Raw genomic sequence first — 19055 nt, 5'->3', positions numbered from 1 at the left:
GTCATGCGCCCAAAACTCCAACCGCTTCGGCCATCGAAACATCCGTCCTGAGACAGCGCACGCCGTGGCCGGCGCCGACGTCCACCGCGGCCGGCGGCGCTACGCGGCAACGGTCCTCGACGATCGCGCAGCGGTCGGCGAAAGTGCAACCGGAGGGCAGATCGGCAAGCTCGGGCACGGTGCCGGCGATGGTCTTCAGGCGCGTGCCCTTGCGCGCACCAAGGCGCGGGCGAGCGCGAAACAGACCCTGCGTATAGGGATGTCCCATGCGCGTGAACACCGCATCCGTCGCGCCGCTTTCGACGACGGTGCCGCCATACATCACCATCATGCGCTGGACATTCTCGGCGATGACGCCGAGATCGTGCGAGATCAGAATCATCGACATGCCGCGCTCGGCAACGATATCCGCGATCAGGTCGAGGATCTGTCCCTGGATGGTGACGTCGAGTGCCGTGGTCGGCTCATCGGCGATCAGCACGTCGGGCTGGCAGGCCAGCGCCATGGCAATGGTAACGCGCTGCCGCTGCCCTCCGGAGAACTGGTGCGGATAGGCATCGACGCGTTTGGCCGCATCGGGAAGCCCGACACGATCGAGCAAGGCGATGGCCTGCCTGCGCGCCTCTCCTGCCGAACAATTGGTGTGGCGGCGCAATGGTTCGGCGACCTGGCGGCCGATCGTGTGCATCGGATTGAGCGCGGTCATCGGCTCCTGGAAGATCATGCTGATGCGATTACCGCGCAGCTTGCAGTAATTCGCATCCGGCAGACCCACCAGTTCCATGCCGTCGAGGCGGATGCTGCCGCTGATGACGGCGCTGTCGGGCAGCAGGCCCATCAGCGCCAGCGCGGTGACGGATTTGCCGCATCCGGATTCGCCGACGAGGCCCAGGGTCTCGCCGCGCCTCAGCGAGAAACTGACGCCGCGAACGGCCTGCGCGGGGCCGCGGCTGGTGTTGAGCCGCACGCCGAGGTCGCTGACTTCGATCAAAGGCGCGTTGCCGGACCCGCTCATGTTCAACGCTCCCGCGCCAGCCGGGGATCAAGCAGATCGCGCAATCCGTCTCCGAACAGATTGAGGCCAAGCACAGCGATGGCGATCGCAGCGCCCGGATAGACCGCGAGCATCGGCGACTGGAACAGCAGCGTCTGCGCATCGTTTAGCATGCGGCCCCAGGACGGCTGCGGCGGCTGCGTGCCGAGCCCGAGATAGGACAACGCCGCTTCGGCCAGGATTGCGAGAGCGAACTGGATCGTCGACTGCACGATCAGGATCGGCAGGACGTTGGGCAGCACGTGCTCGATCGTGATGCGGAAGCCGCCCTTGCCGCAGGCGCGCGCGGCCAGCACGAATTCCCGCGCCCAGATCGCATTGGCCGATCCACGGGTCAACCGGACGAGAGTCGGAATCTGGAAGATGCCGATGGCAACGATCGAGGTCACCATGCCCGGGCCGAAGACCGCCGCCAGCATGATGGCCGAGAGCACCGCGGGAAACGCAAAAGTGAAGTCGCTCATCCGCATGATGATCTCTTCGGTCCAGCCCTTGCGCGCGGCGGCGATCAGTCCAAGACACACCCCGAAAGTGAGGCCGATGCCGACGGCGATGATGCCGACCATGATGGTGGAACGGGCGCCTACCAGCAGCAGCGAGACGATATCGCGGCCGAGCACGTCGGTGCCGAGCCAATGCGCGGCCGACGGTGGTCGCAGCTTGGAGGCCACGTCGATTTCATAGGCGGACCACGGCGTCCAAACCAGCGACAGCAAAGCGGCACAGAGCACCACCAGGCTCAGCGTGCCGCCCGTGACAAAGCTGCGGTGGCGCAGCGCGCGGCGCCAGAAGCCGCTCGCAAGCCGCGGTCGCGCGGTGGCGGCCCCAACCTCGACTGAGGCGCTTAGCGGGGTGCTCATAGGCTGTGTACCTTGATGCGCGGATCGATGAAGGCATAGAGCACATCGACCACGAAGTTGACGATGACGACCACAGCCGCCAGCAGCATCACGCAGTTGCGCACCACGATCAGGTCGCGATTGGCGATCGACTGGAAGATCAGCCGGCCGAGACCCGGCAGATAGAACACGTTCTCGATCACGATCGTCCCCGCCAGCAGGTTGGCGAACTGAAGGCCCATGATCGTCATCACCGGGATCATCGCATTGCGCAGCACGTGCTGCCACAGGACGTCGCGCTTGCTCAAACCCTTGGCGCGTGCGGTGCGCACGAAATCCTCACGCAGCACCTCAAGCACCGCGGAACGCGTGACCCTTGCGAGGATCGCCGCCTGCACCACCGATAGCGAGATCGCAGGCAGCAGCAGCGACTTGATCCCGGCAACGATGCTTTCGTCCCAGCCGGCAAATCCGCCGGCCGAAAGCCATTGCAGCTTCACCGAGAACAGCAGGATCAGCAGGATGGCGAACCAGAAATTGGGAAGCGCGATGCCGAACTGCGTCAGCGACATCACGCCCACATCACCTAGCTTGTTGTGATTTGCCGCCGTATAGATTCCCGCAGCCAGGGCCAGCACGACCGTCACTGACATGGACATGACCGCCAACGGAATTGTCAGCGTGAGGCGCTCCGCAATCAGGCCGGCGACAGGGGTGCCATAGGCATAGCTGTTGCCTAGATCGCCTGTCAGCATCCCCTTGATCCAATGGACGTAGCGATAGTACAGCGGCTGATCCAGCCCGAGCTTGACCGTCAGCGCCCGGACGGCGTCAGGCGAGGCATCCGCGCCCATCAGCATCTGTGCGGCGTTGCCGGGCAAGGCATCCAGAACGAGAAAGATGATGAGCGACGCGCCGACCAGCGTCGCCATCAGCGTCAGAAAGCGGCGGAAAAGGAAGACGCTCAAGTCTCGATTCCCTTGTTGGCGGCCAGTCCCTTGTCAGCGATCAGGTGTGATGGCGGCCGCATGTTCGCTTAGCCGTCCAAGCCCGGCCACCGGCCGAGCAGATTTTGCGAGCCCTCTAACAACGCGCTGACGCGCAGCAGTTCGATGTCTCCACGGAATTTGCCGACGAGTTGAATGCCGATCGGCAGGCCGTCCGCGTCAAAGCCACAGGGCAGGCTGACCGCCGGATGGCCGGTCATGTTGAACGGCATCGTCCAGGGAAACCAGCTTGGCCGGACGTCGCTCAACACCCGCCCGTCGATTTCTATCGTGCCGAACAGGTCCTGATCGATCGGAAGCGCGGTGCGGGTGATGGTTGGCATCGCGAGAATATCGGCCCTCTGCAACAAACTCTGAATCCGCCGGAACAGAGCCGTACGGTCAAACATCGCCTGCTGATAGTCAACACCGCTTACCTTCGTGGCCAGCGCCAGTTGCTTCATGAAGGTCTCGCTCAGCACATCGCCATGATCGGCCGCGAGCTTCTCGAATCGTGCGCGCCAGGCGGTGTGATTGATGGCCCGCCAGATCGGCTCCACCTCAAATCCGTCGGCGGACATTTCCTCGACCTCGGCCCCAAGGGCTTCCAGCCTGACAAGCGCGGTCTTGAATGCAGCAGCGACATCGGCCGCAACCGGCCGGCCTGAAGGCGCAAGGCAGAATGCGATCCTGCGCCCGCGCAGATCGCCGTTTGGAGCCGATCCCTCCACAAAATTCCATTGCGGGAATCCCATCGACCACGGATCGGAAGCATCCTCTCCCGACATTGCCTGCATCATCAAGGCGGTGTCCGCGACGGTGCGCGTCATCGGGGTAACATAGGTCTGGTTGCCGAACGCGTCCTGCACCTGGCTGTGGGGAATAACGCCGTTGCTTTGCTTCAGCCCGACAACGCCGTTGCAGGCCGCCGGAATCCGCGTCGAGCCGCCGCCATCCGTCGCGATCGCCAGAGGCGCGATGCCGCCGGCGACGGCAACCGCCGCTCCCCCACTTGAGCCACCGCTCGAGCGCGCGCCGCTCCAGGCATTGCGCGTGCGGCCGAACAACGGCGAATCCGTGAGGCACTTGGTGCCGAACTCCGGCGTCGTGGTCTTGCCTATGAGAATGGCACCCTCTGCCCGCATTCGCGCCACGGCGACCGCATCATGATCAGGAACGTTGTCCTTGTAGGGGACCGCTCCGAAAGTCGTTCGCACCCCCCTGGTATTAACCAGATCTTTCACGGTGAACGGAATGCCGTGAAGAAGACCCAGCGGCTCCCCGGCCATGACCGCATGCTCGGCCTTGCTTGCCTCGGCCATCGCCTCATCGCCGCAGAGCGTGATGAAGCAGTTCAACTCGGGCTGCATTCGCTCGGCGCGCGCAAGCACGGCACGCATGATCTCAACCGGTGAGGCGTCTTTGCGGGCAATCCGCGCGCGGAGTTCGCTGGCGGGCAGCAGGCACAGTTCGTCGCTCATCACGCTAAAGCCCCAGGATCGATTTGACGCAAAGATGACATTCGCATTGACTTCAGGTCCAATACCATCGCACAACCGAGCCATACGATTTCGGTATGGCATGAGATTTCGGTATGCCAATAATGGACCTCCGCCGTCTCCGCTACTTCGTTGCCGTTGCAGAAGAACGCAGCGTGGGTCGGGCGGCCGTCCGCCTTCGTATGGCGCAGCCGCCATTGTCGGTTCAGATTCGCAAACTGGAATCGGAAGTAGGAGCTTCGCTGTTTCGTCGGGACACCCGGGGAATGGAGCTGACGGCGTCCGGTCGCGCCTTGCTGTCGCGCGCGCGCGAAGCGCTGGCCTTGACGGCTGAAGGTTTCGAGGCAGCCCGCGCGGTGGCGGCTGGACGCCGGGGAAGATTGTCAGTCGGATACATGTTCGCGCTCGCCCACGCCGTGTTGCCCAAGCTCGTTCCGGAACTCCGAAGGTCACTTCCGAAGGTCGACCTCGAGTTCATAGAACTGAGCGCGTCGACGCGGGAGGCGCGGTTGCTGGACCACAGCGTGACTGTCGCACTGTGCATGCCTGCAATTCGCCACAGCGAGATTGAAGCCTCCACGATCGGAACGCAGCGATTGATGCTGGCCATGCCGGCCGGTTCGCCGCTGGCGCGCTCCGCCGCAGTGCCGGTAAAAAGACTGCAAGGGCGTCCGCTTATCAGCTTGCCCTGGCCCACCGAAGATCCGGCGACCTCCGTTGTGACGTCGCTGCTGAGGCGGCATCAGGTCGGTATGCCGGTTGCGAACCGGGTCGAAACGGTCCACTCGGCTCTCAGCATGGTCCTCGCCGGAGAAGGCCTGGCGATCCTTCCTGCCTGCGCCGAACTCGGATGTCCAACGGGCGTCGTGTTCAGGCACTTCCTGGATGCCGACGACGCCATCGATGTCGCGGTTTGCTGGCGCCGGGATTCTCTCAATCCGTTAGTCCGGAATTTCCTGAAGTGCGCCGAAAAGGTGATCCGTCAGGCTTGAGCCGACTGATATTATCGCGCGTTCGCGCTCTTGCCAGCCGGCTTGGCGACGAGGACTTTTATCGGAAGATTCTCCGGGACAATATGGCCGCGCTCTACAATTTCGAACAGGCTTAGGCCTACGCCTGGACAGCGACGTCACTGCCAGATACCCGAAGCACCTGCTATAGCGCCGCGCCCAAGGCGATCCAAACCGCGACAGCGATGCACCAGACAATAGCCGTGTATGGCAGAGCAATACGCATTTTGCCTCCGCTCGAAAACGCACGAAACCAAGACGGGTGAACAATATTTGAATAACGTTCGTTCGTGTCGCCCTGATTGAGGCTTTCGATAGCCGCGCGCCGGACGGCACACAGCCCGCGTTGATCATGAGCTGCACGAATCGCACCTAGACTGTCGCCAGACGACGCGCCAAGTCTACCACCCAATGGGGGTACCCCTTAAAAACCCCTTCTCCGCCAAGGAAGTGTTCCGGTCGCGCCGCATCCAGCCGAATATCGTCATGTGTTAGCAGCACTGAGTCGATTGCAGCCTGGACTATCCAATGAAGTCCAATCCATCGATGGGCGTTCGCGTTCGAATGAGCGCTCTTGGTGCGTCACGCTGCGCGCGCCTCGCCAACAAGACGGGCACGATTGTTGGAGGGAGCGTCTACGTTAACAGCGTCAGCGTCTTGTTCGATGGAAATAAATCGCCGACCACAATTCATCGCGAATACGTTGAAGTCGTGCCGCCAGCCCCGGACACAGGACGAGACAGCCTGGCAAAGCGGCACTGAAAGCATTTCGCCGCGGCACACCATCGACCAGCGGGTGCCCGCGCCGAATGGCCAAACTATTCGGCCGGCCTCCGGACCTGCGAGTTTTGCAGCACGATTTGGCCCGCGCGCGCCATCGTGGAGCTTGCCACATTGACTACCGCAAGGGCGCGTTGCCCATGAGCCTTGGAGAATTCAAGCGCGGCGAGCGTATCGGCGGTCTCGCCCGATTGCGATAGAGCGCGCCACCAATACCGATGAGGCTGTCGTCTAATGCGAAAATGGCCAGCCGTGCGGACGACGCGTTCAATTCGGCATCGACGTCGCCGATGACTTGGTACTTCTAGACTAGAGTTACCTTTATTGATTAAGACAGGCACGGGTGTCCCTCGGCCTGTCCCACCTTCCATCAATCGGAAGAGATGGGCTGCGCCGGCTTGTCCTCAGGGGTACCCGCGCGATCGCTCTGCGAAATTGCGAGCGCCGCAAGCACCGTCCGGTTACTGATTTCGAGCTTCTGAAAAATGTGATGAAGATGCACCTTGATGGTGCCGTCGGTAATACTCAGCCGTCGACCAATTTCCTTGTTCGACAATCCTTCGGACACCAGGCGCATGATCTGGCGCTCACGGTCCGTCAACGTTGTCAGCGCATTCTCAGCGACCGCGCTTGGCTCCCGAGCCATCGTTTGCTCTGGCGAAAGCAGCGGCAACAGCCGCTGACCTGTCGCAACCTCGCGCAAGGCCTGCATCAGAGCTTCGGACTCCGTATCCTTCGAAATGACGCTGTAGCCGTCCGCCGCAGCTGCCATCACCAGTTCGCAGTCCTCATCAGATGCGATGAAAAAGACCAGTCGCGTGGAAAGATTCTCGGAATTGATGATGGAGAGAATTTCCGACTCGGTCACGCCGGGAATTGAAACGCCGAGAATTGCGATGTCCGGACCGAACTTCCGCAGCGCCTCGACGCAACTCGCACCATCACTGCAACTCGCAACAATGTTGAAGTCGCCGTCGGCGCCAAGCAGGCGGCTCAACCCCTGCAGAACGATTGGATGCCGGTCTGCGATCACTACGCTGGTACAACGCATCGAGCGGTTCCTCAGCCTGTCCCCCCAATAACTTAAACCCCACTCGCCCCCGCTTGTTTCATTGCTAACCTAAACGAGTTCGAGACAAATTTCCAACAATGCACCGCATCTGATGCCGCAACGCAAAACGAGGTTAACCCGCGTCCTGTCAGCCTGTCTGCGTCTCAAAAGACGTACCCCTTCCGTAGAAATACGGATTGGTTTCGAGTGACGTGTTACTTCGCTTTCGCCTTTCATCATTTGAAGTCTCGCGCCAGTGCATCCGCACTTGGCGACACCGTCAGCAGCTAAAACAATCTCACAACGCTTGATTAGCGTCGCGCTATCAACTCGCTCAGAGAATGCGGAAGAAGGGGGCGTTAGCCATTATGAACGACATCCATCTGCCCGAGCGAGCACTATAACCAAAGGTATATAGGGATACGGAGAATTCGAATCTAACATTCATAAAGGCTTTACCAACGCGGATCCCTCGAAACCTGCCAAGCCGATATCCCTGCGAACGAAGGATAACAAGCATCACAGATTCGGGGCCCTTGAAATCCGCCAACGAAAAACCCTGTGAACGAAGGAGTAAGACGACCGGAGAAGAAGACCGACTGAACAAGCCAATCATTTACATTTAGTTCAAAACAATTGCGTTTGGCGGGAGAGTAAAATGCGGAGGCAAAAATCTTTTACAACGGTTCTCGTTGGCAGAAGCATCTTAGTTAGGGAAGGAATTGCCAGAATCCTACGCGCAGCAAATTGTCGCACATCCGCCTCGGTATCGTGCGCTGATGATTTGCCGCTTGGCAAACTCCAACCACACCAATTGCTGTTTCTCATTGTCCACACCGGTGACGATTTCGGCGTCGCCCTGGAACAGATCGAACTCTTGCGAGAGAGGTATCCGGGCGGCCGCTTTGCAATCGTGGCCGATCACTATCGGCTGGATGAACTGGTTTCGGCATTTCGGGCCGGCGCCAACGGCTTTTTCGTCGACGTAATGAGGTGTGATGTATTCATCAAATCCGTCGAGTTGGTGATGATGGGTGAAACATTTTTTCCGCCGGCATTCCTGTCATTGTTTCTCGATTCCAAAGGCAGCCACCTGCCTGAGGCTGCGCCGAGCGTCGAAAGCGGCGAGGCAATCCTCGTTACGACCGAGGACACGATCGCGCCGCAGCTTTCCCCTCGGGAGAAGTCGATTCTGCGCGGCCTGATCGAAGGCGAGTCCAACAAATCCATAGCGCGAAAAATCGACATCGCCGAGGCGACCGTGAAGGTCCACGTCAAGGCAATCCTGCGCAAGATCCGGGTCCAGAACCGGACACAAGCGGCGATTTGGGGGATGAACAATCGCGCAAGCAGCTTTCAGCCCTCAATCGCAAATGTGAGCGAGCGACATCCGACCCCCATCGCGGCAATCTCCGAAATCAAGCAAATCGGGGGGCCGGCGCCAGTTGAAGTGCTTAACCACGAGACAAATCATGCCGAGGTAGCGCGTTACGACGGCCTGATCCGCAAGGACATCAACCCAAGGACTCTTGGTGCAGCGCGGGTAGGTAAATAGCCGGCAATCGCGGCGGGATTTGAAAGTCAGTGCCGCCGCGGTTTGCATGCGTTGCGCGCGCAAAAACGAAGCGTGCCGCCACGACGTCTTCGCGTTGCGCGATGTCCGGCTGCCGACATCGAGCCAGAATGGCACGCGAAGGTCGCAGCGAAATCGAGCGGGCGCTGACGGGCAGGCGGCCGAAGCTGGTGGCCGATCTCGATCTGCACGGAATCCTGCACTGTCACACGGACGCATCGGCACCGAGACGCTGGAGAAGGCGATCCGGCTCGAAACCGCGCGCGACCACCTGGAGCCGTCGATGCCGACCTAGGTCGGGTAGCGCCCCTCTTCTTGGCCAGGCGAAGGACGGCGACGCCGGTCGGATCCTTCACAAGTCGACGACCGGAAATGCCGCCCTTTGCACGCGCTTGACCTCGACCCACCCGTCGCTGCGTTCAGACCGCCACGGTGCGCCTGCCTCTTCTTGAGATGAGGCCTTCGAAGCCGGGCTTGGCCGGCCCCATCCGGCAGGTCTCGCGAGAAGCGGACGGCATCCGCCGCTACCCGAAGACCGTACCGATGAACGCGGCGGCCTGGCTGGGGCTCAGGGTCGCGCGCACCGCCTGGCGATGGTGAGCTGGTATGTGATCGCGTGCGCCTGCTTCTCGGTGATCTCGGCCGTGGCCGGATCGTCGATGATGCGCTGGGACCATGCTGGCTGGAGCTGGGATCGTTCCATCAGACGATCCCTGAAGTTATCGCAACGGCACAATCGGCATTGGTGTGCGGTACAGCGTCACAGGCGCGTGATTGCGCTGGTCCTAGTGCGTGAGGGCGCCTCGTCGCCGCTTGGATCGGTCCGGCGGATTTTCGAATTTGAACTGCGTGACCTGTCGCCAAAGCTGCACCTCGTGGCCGTTCCCTAACTGCTTGGCGCGCTCTTTCGCTGCGTCGTCGTCGGTACAGTCAAAGTTGACCACGCCCACCAACCGGCCGTGTTCGTCCGAAACGTAGACACGATAATGCGGCATCGTTTGTCCCTACCGTCACCGTTTTATCTGCAAGTTACGCTGCGAGGCATGGAGATTTCGGGTCTTAACGGGCTACCTCTGATGGGCGGCGTGCTTGCTGCCGCAACTCGTCCTCAAGCCCGCTCATGCGGTCGGGCCATTCCGTGCTTTCTCATCCCCCCTGGAGCGGACGCGCGGGCGGTGACGGTCGGCATGCATGGACCGCTCCTGGACCTTAAGCTCGATATCACGATAGCCGTTGGGGTTCTGCAATTGCCAACGCCAATGGTCCGCGCACATTTGCTCCAACGATCGCGCCGATTTCCAACCCAACTCCTCCTTCGCAAACGTGGGGTCGGCATAACAGATGGCGACATCCCCTGCCCGGCGCGCCCCGATTTCATACCGAATAGACCTGCCGCTCACCGCCTCAAATGTTCGAATGACTTCCAGAACGCTGCTGCCGCTGCCCGTTCCAAGGTTGATCGTGAGCACCCCGGGCCGTTTCAGGTGGCGCAAGACACTGAGGTGACCGGATGCAAGATCGACGACATGGATGAAGTCGCGGATACCGGTTCCATCCGGCGTGTCATAGTCGTTTCCCCAAACGAGCAGCTTTTCTCGTTTTCCAATCGCCACTTGCGCCACAAACGGCAACAGGTTGCTCGGAACGCCCAGCGGGTCTTCTCCGATGAGTCCGCTTTCGTGCGCGCCAACCGGATTGAAGTACCGTAGGATACCGATCCGCCACTCGTCGTCGGAGCTGTAAAGATCCCTCAGCATTTCCTCGATAAAGAACTTCGTGCGGCCGTACGGATTTGTCGGTCCGAGCGGATGCTTCTCGTCGAGCGGCAGATAGCCGGGTACGCCGTAAACGGTTGCAGACGAACTGAAGACGAGCGACTTCACGTTCGCCCGCTTCATGGCCGACACGAGCCGCATCGTTCCCAGGACGTTGTTCTCGTAATACGTCATGGGCCGAACGTTGGAATCGCCCACGGCCTTCAGCCCCGCAAGGTGAATAACCGCAGTCACCCCGCAGGAACGAAGTATTTCGTAGATGGCCTCTTCATTCCGGATGTCGGCGTGCCGGAAGACGAGCGACCGCCCGCAGATGGATTGCACCCGCTGGAGAGAGGCCTTGTTGCTGTTGGAGAGATTGTCGACCACGACGACGTCGAGCCCGGCCTCCATCAAGGCGGTACAGACATGAGACCCTATGTAGCCCGCGCCGCCTGTCAACAAGATCATTTCGGCCACTTTCCGTACTCGTCAACCGGCTTGCGTGCAATGCCTGCCTGGGCGCCGGCTACGCTCTCCAGACCCGCACTCGTGATAACTGTTTCTGCGAGAAGGCTTCGGCAGCCGCGCCAAGGCGTGTCGTGGCGTAGACGAACGCCGTTGCGGCAACCCTCGTCACCTCCTCCCGACGCGCAGCGAATCGTTCCCAGTCGCGTCGATCCGGCCCATCCCTGACGGGATACTTGAACTGCTTAGGCTTCGGGGAGAAGCGTCAGGCCGGTCATGGTATCGCAAGGTGACCTCGACTGCGTCACCCGGCTCCAACTCGGTATCCTCGCTTGCGATGATCCGTTCCTGGCCCTTGTCGCCTTTTCTAATGATCGCAATCTCCGTTTTGTTACCGCCTCCGCGTGCGAGCTGTGATCGAACCATCGTAGTGTACAGAAGCTTCTCTCCGACGCTCTGCAACTTCTCGCGAATTTGGTTAAGCTTTACGCTGGTGTCCTGCAGCTCACGGAGCAGATCGAGCCTGCGCTGATCGTCAAGCTTTGCCAGCTTTCTGGTGAGCTCGTCCTGTTGCTTCTTGGCCTGCAGCAGTTGCGCGGTGGTCTGCAGCTTCCGGGTTGACGACAGCAACACCGCGCGACGGGCATCCGTAACGCGAGGGCTGGTCAAGGAACCCCTGGCGAAGAGATCGGACGCTTTCTGCAGTTCTTCGAGGTCTGAGTGAAGCCCCTCTTCCTCCTTCTTCTGCTGCTCCGAGAGCACGCGGATCTCGTCGTCTCCCCGTCGGACGCCGCTTTGAAGGAAAGTCTTTTCCTGCTGAAAGTCACTCTGCTTCGTTTTCAAATATTCCGTTTCTGCATTGACTATTTCCGAGATCGCCGATCGGGCTATGGGCACGTCCGTCAGAATGCCTGGATTGAGCTGCGTCGCCTCTCCGAGCTCATTCTTGATGCGCCACATACGCGCCTGTTCTTTGGCGAGTTCTGTCCAAAGCGATCCGTACTCGCTCCTCAGATCCGCCGACTCGAGATACGGATTATTCATTCTGATACGCATGATGTCGTAGCCGCCTGCCACAGCGACGAGTTGGCGCGCGGTGATGGACGGACGATAAGGGTACTCGCCCGGCTTCGACACGTCCCCATTTACATATATCGGTCTGTATTCCGCCACCATCGTTGTGACTTGATCTGCGTCTATCACGATGACGGCCTCGCGCAGTCGAAACACCTTGCTCGCCATTGCTGCACCAATCTTGGCGCGGAGCTGCGGCAAGGGCAGGCCGACGACTGGAAGCATTCCGACCAGTGGCAACGAAATGTTCCCGTCCATTTGAACGGCAGCACGATGCCGTAGCTCCGGCACGCCCGCCACCGAGACCTCCAGCACGTCTCCAATGTTTACCCGATATTCGGCCTTTGCTTGAGGGACGAACATCGTCAGGCCGACGGCCACCAAGCCCCATTTGATGCTGCGGCCGAAGTTGCCGCCAAAGACATCGATATGGAAAACACTGCGCAGTCCAGAATTCGGCATGGTAGCAATTCCCTGCATGGACGTGGTCGATGGGTGAAGTTGTTCAAATTTCTCGATGGAAGGCAGCGCGCGCCTGCATCGCTATCGTCCGAGCGACCGGCCAGAGAAGCGATCCGCAAGACGCACCGTTCCTGTTCCCCTCATTGGGGCCGGGCCGCTCAATGCCTCCTTCGCTGTTCGATTGATCTGTTGATCAGTGCTGAGCGTTGCGAGCGGATTGCTTCCGACAATTCTAATCCTGCGTTGCCGCAGCTCAATCGACCATCGTGGTTACCCCTCACTACCCATTTATTGCCAGTTCGAACCGGCGACTCCGATGGTACTGATTTGGCCACCGAGTGACTGGGTGGCAGAGTACAAATGAGTTATGCCTCCTTTACCAATTTGCCGGCCTCTACCGAGTTGCCGGCACGTTCGGTCGACGCCGGCAGGGCAGTCCCGGCACGCGTCGGCAGGAACCGATTGGCTGTCCTGTTGGTATTGGCCGCGGCTACCGAATTCTTGCTCGTAACCGTCGCGGCCTATTCCGCAGCCGTCCTCTACCATCGGGTAGTCCTCCTGAGCCCGCCGGACGCCGCCAAGTACATTCAGGAATCCCTTCTGATTTCCGCGCTGCAGTTGCTCGTTTCCATGGGGCTCCGGCAATACTCGCGAATCCAGACGCAGACCCGGCACGTCTTCCTGTGGAGCGGGGCCAGCGCCGTCTTCTTCGTGTTCGCCATCTTCATTTCGACATTGTTCCTTCTGAAAGTCTCAGAAGGCTACTCGCGCGCGACCATCATTGCCCAAGCTGTGAGTGTCCTCCTCACGGTACTTGGCACGCGGGCAGTGTGGTTCTCACTACTGCGCCGCGCCATAGCAACGGGGCTGATCGATGCCAGGCGCATCATCCTTATTGGCGACCAGGGGCACTGCCTGAAGTTTTCCGTTCGGGCGATGGAAACCGGAATTCGTACCATTCACTCGTTCGATTTTCCGCCCGTACGCACCAACGCCTCGAAACCGGCGCCTTCCGGCGCGGTGCGAGCGCTACCTGATGCGCGCCAACTTGTCGCAAACTGCCGGCCGCTCCGAGCAGATGACATTGTCATTTTGCCTACGGAAGCGGATGTTCCGTCTGCTCTCGCGCTCGCCAGCGCCCTGTCAGACCTCCCAGTTGACGTTCACGTCCTCCCTGTTGGATCCATCGATCTGATGGCCGTGTCGCGGATCACTCCGTTCGGCGACATGGTGACGATGCGGATCTTCCAGTGTCCCCTCGCTCCTTTCAACCGGGCAATAAAGCGAGCATTCGACGTCGTCGCGGCAATCGCCGGGCTAATTATCATTAGCCCCCTCTTCGTCATCGTTGCGGTCGCTATCAAGCTCGATTCCCCCGGGCCGGTGTTCTTTCGCCAGACCCGGCATGGCTACAACAACGAGCCCATTCGCGTGCTGAAGTTCCGATCAATGACCGTGATGGAGGAAGGCGACAATTTCAAACCTGTCACCAGACACGATCCGCGCGTGACTCGTCTGGGACGCCTCATGCGCCATACCAATGTCGACGAGCTTCCACAGTTGTTCAACGTCCTGATCGGCGACATGTCGCTCGTCGGGCCCCGCCCACACGCAACCGCGCAGAACGAAGTGTTCGCTGAGCTGATCTCGTCATTTTCCCGTCGCCACAACGTCAAGCCTGGCATTACCGGCTGGGCTCAGGTCAACGGGTACCGTGGCGAGACCGATACCCTCGAGAAGATGCAACGCCGCGTGGAGCATGATCTGTACTACATCGACAACTGGTCACCTCTTCTCGATCTCAAAATCCTGGTCATGACCTTCTTTTCCAGAAAGGTGTATTGGAACGCTTTCTAGCGCGACCCCGACTGCGGTAGCGAACCGGCATTTGTCTATTCGTTAAACCGCAGGGGAGCATCGGAGTTGGGCAAATCCGTTGCGTCCCATATTCGTTTGATGTGCGGAGCCTCAGTAGTGCAACTAGTAGGACTGGTACAAGACAATGCTGCAGAGTTTTAGAACCGATAGCTCCGTAACTCAGGACACTGCGCCGCCTGAATTTCGTTCTCCGGTCGAGTCCCTGACATATGTAGTGGCCTTCATACGACGGCACCTCTCGATCCTGTTGCTGGCGGCCCTTGTAACGATTGGCACTGCTGTACTCTACCTCGTCGCTGCAGTACCGACGTATACTGCCACCGCGAAACTCGTCGTAGATGCGAAAGCGGCTCCAGGAGACACTGCGTCCGCGTCAACGATGGTGGAAGGCCAGATCGCAATCATAAACTCTGAGGGTCTGGCGCGTGCCGTGATACGGAAGCTCCGTCTAGCAGACGATCCGGAGTTTTCCGGGGGAGTCTTGCGCCGCATGATCGGGTCGGCATCCCGGCTACTCGGCAAAACAGAAACTGAGTCCGGCGCAATGCGGCGCGCCATGGAATCGTTCGATCGCAAGCTTTCGGCCAAGCGCGTCGGCACCACGTACATTGTCGAAATTGCGTTCGACTCCATCGACCCTGATCGCGCGGCGCAGATCTTGAACACCATTGCGGAGACGCATATTGCGGCTCAAATGGACGCAAAGATCAAATCGTCGTTGCGAAGTGCGAAATGGGTCAAGGATCAGATAAACGAATTGAGCAGCCAGGCATCAGCCGCCCAGAACGCTCTGGTGAACTATCGTAAGAACAGGACCAACATCGCGGATTCCGCGGCGCCTGTCGATCCAGGAACACCCCCATCGCAATCGACGGCGAAAATGGAAGGTGACCTCCCCGAGCTTGAAGCCGCCGCGGAATCCACCGCAACGGCTCATGATAATTTTCTTCGTGTGCTGCGGCACATGGAGGCCCAGCAGCAATCCTCGCCGACGTTGCAAGTGTATCTGCTCATCGAAGCGACCCGTCCCATGGCCGCCAGTTCGCCGAAAGTGGGGATCGTGCTTGGAATATCGATCGTTGGTGGGTTGCTTCTCGGCGCCGCTATCGGAATGCTGCGCGATCTGTCAGATCGAGGCATCCGCACCAGCGGTGGCGGCCCCCTGCCTGTGGTGGTTCTTCAACAGGGTGACGCGGCTCTCGCCAAACAGAACTATACACCCGCGGCCTTATCAACGGTTCGACGCCAGAACCCGAAGGAGGAGCCCGGTGCGTTATCAGAGCACGCCGGCGGGATTGGGCGCAGCCTAGACGCGTAATCGAGCGAAGGAGGGGCACGACGTCACGGCCGGGCTTGCGGCACAGCGGTGACTGCTAGGGTCCAAGGCGACGACGCCTCAGCCTGCCTCCCCTCGGCACGAACCGGAAGGGGTAATCCAAAAGGGTCGGGGCTCGATGCGACAGCACGAATATACTCGATAGGCCATCCTCGATATAACGAACTCACTCATTATTTTCATCGTTTGGTTCTTCGCAGATGTTCACAGCGGCAGATCTCCTTGACTCCTACCCGTTTCCGCGGGCGGAGCCGCACCCAAGGACTGACGTGGTGGAGCAAGCCCTCGGCGCAGCACGAAGCTGGACAAAACAATAAACGTACATGGCAATTTTGCTTTGTGCAGTTCAATGAAGTGAATGCGAGGGCCTTGGATGTTCGGATCCCTCTTCTCGAAGTCTGCATTGGCCTTCGTTTATCGTTGCTCCGGCGCAGTGGTCACGTTCGCCTTTGGCGTCTGCTTCGCCAGGATGATGAGCATAGAGGAGTATGGCGTTCTCGTGTCGCTGATGACCTTCGGGTTGATCGCCTCGACGATTGGCCTCGTCGGTCAGCAACTTCGTGTGCTGCGGGAAATACCAAGTCTCGCAGCTGAAAAGAACTATCCGGCGATCGAATCGCTCGTCGGAAAACGGGTTCATGTGGCTTGTTTGGGCACTATTGCGGCCACGGGAATCGGTCTGCTCATATTCGTTGTCGCTCACGGCCGGGGGGTCGTATTCGGACGCTGGGAGCATTCCACGAGCTTGCTTCTGATACTGCCATTGGCATTGATCGAAATGCAAAGCTCGGTCGGTCACGCGCTCGGCTCCGTCAACCTTGCACTCATTCCGAGGGACGTTCTGTGGCGACTGCTCATCATATTGTTCGGCGGAGCTCTCTTCGCAGCGTATGGCCATCCGCTGAAGGCGGCAGATGTTTTCGTGATCGCTACTGGCGTCCTGGTCGTTCTGATCGCCATTCAGCAGGTTCACCTGCGACATCTCGCCGGGGGCCATAGGCTGTTCACCAAGGTCGTGAGGCGATCGAAGGAAAGCATTGGCGACGCCCTTTCCACTTCCGCACCGTTCTGGGTGACCAACACTGCCACCGCCCTGTTCTGTACAATCGACATCGTCATCGTCTCGGTCATTGTCGGTCCAGAATCCGGCGGATATTATTTCGCTGCCAACCGGATCGCGCTCCTTCTCGATTTCTTCCTGGCAACCTTCTGCATTCCCGCCGTACCTCTCATCGTGCGCCTATTCGACGAAGGTCGCCGCACGGAGATCACACGCATCATGTCAGGTGGGACACTGGCTGCCTTTATCGGCGTCCTTGGATGCGTCGTGGCGTTGGCACTGGTCGGCGACCTCGTGTTGATGGCCTTTGGACAGCATTTCGTTCGCGCCCACGGCGTCCTGATGGTCCTGGCGGTCGGTATGCTGGCGTCGACATATTTCGGCGTCGGCAGTATCGCGCTTAACATGACCGGGCACGAGCGGGCCGCGATGAAGATCATGGTCATCACTTCCGTATTGGGGATCGCGGCGATGGTCAGCGCAACCTGGATGTTCGGTATCTGGGGAACAGCCGTCGTCGTCGTCGGCGTATGGATCGCGAACAGAGCCTGGCTGGCGGCCTACATCTACGCGGCGGAAGGGATCGATCTCACCGCCACCACGATGCTATGCACTATCGCGAGGCGGGCAACACGGATGGTCGCATGACGATTGCTCCCGCACCAGAAATCAGTACCGCGCTGAGGTTATTCGGGAGGTCGCGGTATCATTCTCGACCAACAGCCATCGCTGGTGAAAGTAAGGACAAGCGCATGTATCGGCGGGGTACGCGGGATAACAGTAATTGAATGTGTTCGCGGCTAGGCTGCCGGCAATCCCGCCTCAACTGTCACGCCGAGCCACTTTAACCCCCTCCCGACGTGTTTCGCGGGCAAGTGGCTAGTTCGACATCTCCAGACCACAACGGTTGCTAGGTCTGACCCAGCAGCATATGGACCGCTGACTGGACGCCGTTCATTCGAGCCTCGAACGCGGCTCTCGTATCAAATTGTCCCCCGACACCGATGCGAGGAAGTCCAAAATGATTCGGCTTGCTATCGGATACGTGCCCATGCCGCGTCGTCACTGCGGTCGAAAAGCCTACTTCCTTTGCCAGATGTTCTTCGCGGGGACCACATGCTCCCGCGGTCCCGTAAGGATAAGCGAAGTGCCGAACGGGACGCTGAAGTAATTTCTCCAGGTAGTTGCGGTTAGCCACCATTTCGGCTCGTGCTGAAAGGGCATCCAGGCACGCCAGTGCCGGATGCGAATCCGTGTGCCCGCCAATCGAAGCGAGAGGGTGCTGCGCCAGGCTCTGAAGCTCGCGTTCATCCAGGAAATAGGCATCGTTCAGCGCCGATAGTGATAGACCTGCCCTGCTGAATGTTGGGGCGAGCATTGCGGCCCGGCGGTAATCTTCGTGAACCCACTCGCCTACCTTCCTCAAGGCCGATGCCTTCTTATCCAAATCGGGACAGCAGAACCGGATGCCCATCGCGTCGATCGTAACCGTGTCTCCCGAGCGAAACAATTCGCGTAAACCCAGCCACCATGGCTGCAGCGTCCGCGTCGGGGCGCCGGTTGGAACGTACACCATGAATGGCGCGTTGTTCCGCTCGAGGATGGGAACCGCAGTGGAGACGTTGTCTCGGTAGCCGTCGTCAAAGGTAAGCACCGCATAGCGGCGCGGTCGAGGATCCGTGGCCAATCGCTCGAGACATGTTTCGAGAGCGACGATCTCCCATCCTTCCTGGCGTAGCCACTTGAGCAAATATTCAAAAAGCTCAACTGAAGTGCCGGTCATCAATTCCGAGCGGCAATCTCGCTGAATCTCATGGAACATCAGGATGGCCGCCCTACCCGCAAAAATCCTGCGGAGGGCTGGCGTCAATCCAGACCAACTAGCCGCTTGAAATATACTTCTCTTGAGAAGCTGTTTCATTCCGAGCCCCCCTCAGGCTCGTCATTCGCACAGGAATTGACCGCACAACTCTGAGGTCCGTTTGTGTCCACACGCGGCCTGCCAATGCCCATCTTCAAAATGCCCGTCGTGAGCGCGATAAACGCATATGCATGCGAAGGCAGAAAACGAAAGAAGAGGAACTCCTACATTTATCGACGAACTGCTTCGCCCACGCAACCGTGGACCGCTAATCACTTGTAGGTACCCCAGAATTCGACGTCTCCATCAGGCGGCTTTCAGCTAGCATCTCGCAGTCTGACACCAAACGCACCGGGCCGCGAGCGATGCC

Annotated in this window: 15 protein-coding genes and 1 pseudogene; 6 read left to right on the top strand and 10 right to left on the bottom strand. The window is 59.7% G+C overall.

Annotation, left to right across the window (positions count from 1 at the left end; translation table 11 throughout):
- Position 1: 1 nt before the first annotated feature.
- From JQ597_RS09065 to JQ597_RS09050, 4 genes are all read right to left on the bottom strand, one after another.
- Positions 2-1015: an ABC transporter ATP-binding protein gene (locus tag JQ597_RS09065; RefSeq protein ID WP_212263854.1), complete on the bottom strand. Its 1014-nt coding sequence runs from the start codon at positions 1013-1015 to the stop codon at positions 2-4.
- A gap of 2 nt (positions 1016-1017) precedes the next feature.
- Complete coding sequence (locus tag JQ597_RS09060; protein WP_212263853.1) at positions 1018-1914, bottom strand: ABC transporter permease; 897 nt, start codon at positions 1912-1914, stop codon at positions 1018-1020.
- Positions 1911-2861: an ABC transporter permease gene (locus JQ597_RS09055; protein ID WP_212263852.1), complete on the bottom strand. Its 951-nt coding sequence runs from the start codon at positions 2859-2861 to the stop codon at positions 1911-1913. Before JQ597_RS09055 ends, JQ597_RS09060 begins: the two co-directional genes overlap by 4 nt.
- Positions 2862-2929: 68 nt before the next feature.
- On the bottom strand, positions 2930-4360 hold the full coding sequence (locus JQ597_RS09050; protein WP_212263851.1) for an amidase: 1431 nt from the start codon (positions 4358-4360) through the stop codon (positions 2930-2932).
- Positions 4361-4482: 122 nt separating this feature from the next.
- On the opposite strand from JQ597_RS09050, the gene JQ597_RS09045 reads away from it, so the two are divergent.
- Entirely contained in the window at positions 4483-5370 is an 888-nt protein-coding gene (locus JQ597_RS09045) for a LysR family transcriptional regulator (protein WP_212263850.1), read from the top strand.
- Positions 5371-6538: 1168 nt separating this feature from the next.
- On the opposite strand, the gene JQ597_RS09040 is transcribed toward JQ597_RS09045, so the two are convergent.
- Positions 6539-7219, bottom strand: coding sequence for a LuxR C-terminal-related transcriptional regulator (locus JQ597_RS09040; protein ID WP_212263849.1), 681 nt, complete (start codon positions 7217-7219; stop codon positions 6539-6541).
- Positions 7220-7877: 658 nt separating this feature from the next.
- Between JQ597_RS09040 and JQ597_RS09035 the strand changes: the two genes are divergently transcribed.
- On the top strand, positions 7878-8774 hold the full coding sequence (locus JQ597_RS09035) for a response regulator transcription factor (protein WP_212263848.1): 897 nt from the start codon (positions 7878-7880) through the stop codon (positions 8772-8774).
- Positions 8775-9360: 586 nt separating this feature from the next.
- On the opposite strand, the gene JQ597_RS38065 is transcribed toward JQ597_RS09035, so the two are convergent.
- The 4 genes from JQ597_RS38065 to JQ597_RS09020 form a co-directional block, all read right to left on the bottom strand.
- On the bottom strand, positions 9361-9495 hold the full coding sequence (locus JQ597_RS38065; RefSeq protein ID WP_283813404.1) for a hypothetical protein: 135 nt from the start codon (positions 9493-9495) through the stop codon (positions 9361-9363).
- An 82-nt stretch (positions 9496-9577) separates the two neighbouring features.
- Entirely contained in the window at positions 9578-9787 is a 210-nt protein-coding gene (locus tag JQ597_RS09030) for a hypothetical protein (protein ID WP_212263847.1), read from the bottom strand.
- Between the two features lie 123 nt (positions 9788-9910).
- Positions 9911-11017: a UDP-glucose 4-epimerase GalE gene (gene galE, locus JQ597_RS09025; protein ID WP_212263999.1), complete on the bottom strand. Its 1107-nt coding sequence runs from the start codon at positions 11015-11017 to the stop codon at positions 9911-9913.
- A 165-nt stretch (positions 11018-11182) separates the two neighbouring features.
- Positions 11183-12550 carry a polysaccharide biosynthesis/export family protein gene (locus JQ597_RS09020; RefSeq protein ID WP_212263846.1) on the bottom strand — a complete coding sequence of 456 codons (1368 nt, stop codon included), beginning with the start codon at positions 12548-12550 and terminating at the stop codon, positions 11183-11185.
- A 360-nt stretch (positions 12551-12910) separates the two neighbouring features.
- Between JQ597_RS09020 and JQ597_RS09015 the strand changes: the two genes are divergently transcribed.
- The 4 genes and pseudogenes from JQ597_RS09015 to JQ597_RS09005 all read left to right on the top strand — a co-directional run bounded on the left by JQ597_RS09015 (position 12911) and on the right by JQ597_RS09005 (position 17472).
- On the top strand, positions 12911-14407 hold the full coding sequence (locus JQ597_RS09015; protein ID WP_212263845.1) for an undecaprenyl-phosphate glucose phosphotransferase: 1497 nt from the start codon (positions 12911-12913) through the stop codon (positions 14405-14407).
- A gap of 145 nt (positions 14408-14552) precedes the next feature.
- Positions 14553-14861, top strand: a pseudogene (locus tag JQ597_RS38465) (Wzz/FepE/Etk N-terminal domain-containing protein); the annotation flags it as partial.
- Between the two features lie 57 nt (positions 14862-14918).
- Positions 14919-15746 (top strand): hypothetical protein, encoded by an 828-nt coding sequence (locus JQ597_RS09010; RefSeq protein ID WP_249147639.1) that lies wholly within the window; start codon positions 14919-14921, stop codon positions 15744-15746.
- A gap of 421 nt (positions 15747-16167) precedes the next feature.
- Complete coding sequence (locus tag JQ597_RS09005; RefSeq protein WP_249147637.1) at positions 16168-17472, top strand: lipopolysaccharide biosynthesis protein; 1305 nt, start codon at positions 16168-16170, stop codon at positions 17470-17472.
- Between the two features lie 262 nt (positions 17473-17734).
- Here JQ597_RS09005 and JQ597_RS09000 read toward each other — a convergent pair whose 3' ends face one another.
- Complete coding sequence (locus JQ597_RS09000; RefSeq protein WP_212263842.1) at positions 17735-18745, bottom strand: polysaccharide deacetylase family protein; 1011 nt, start codon at positions 18743-18745, stop codon at positions 17735-17737.
- Between the last annotated feature and the right edge of the window lie 310 nt (positions 18746-19055).

The organism is Bradyrhizobium sp. AUGA SZCCT0177, assembly GCF_018130125.1.
Lineage (GTDB): Bacteria > Pseudomonadota > Alphaproteobacteria > Rhizobiales > Xanthobacteraceae > Bradyrhizobium.
Note: the sequence above shows the minus strand (reverse complement) of the source record. Positions and strands in the feature narration are given on the sequence as shown.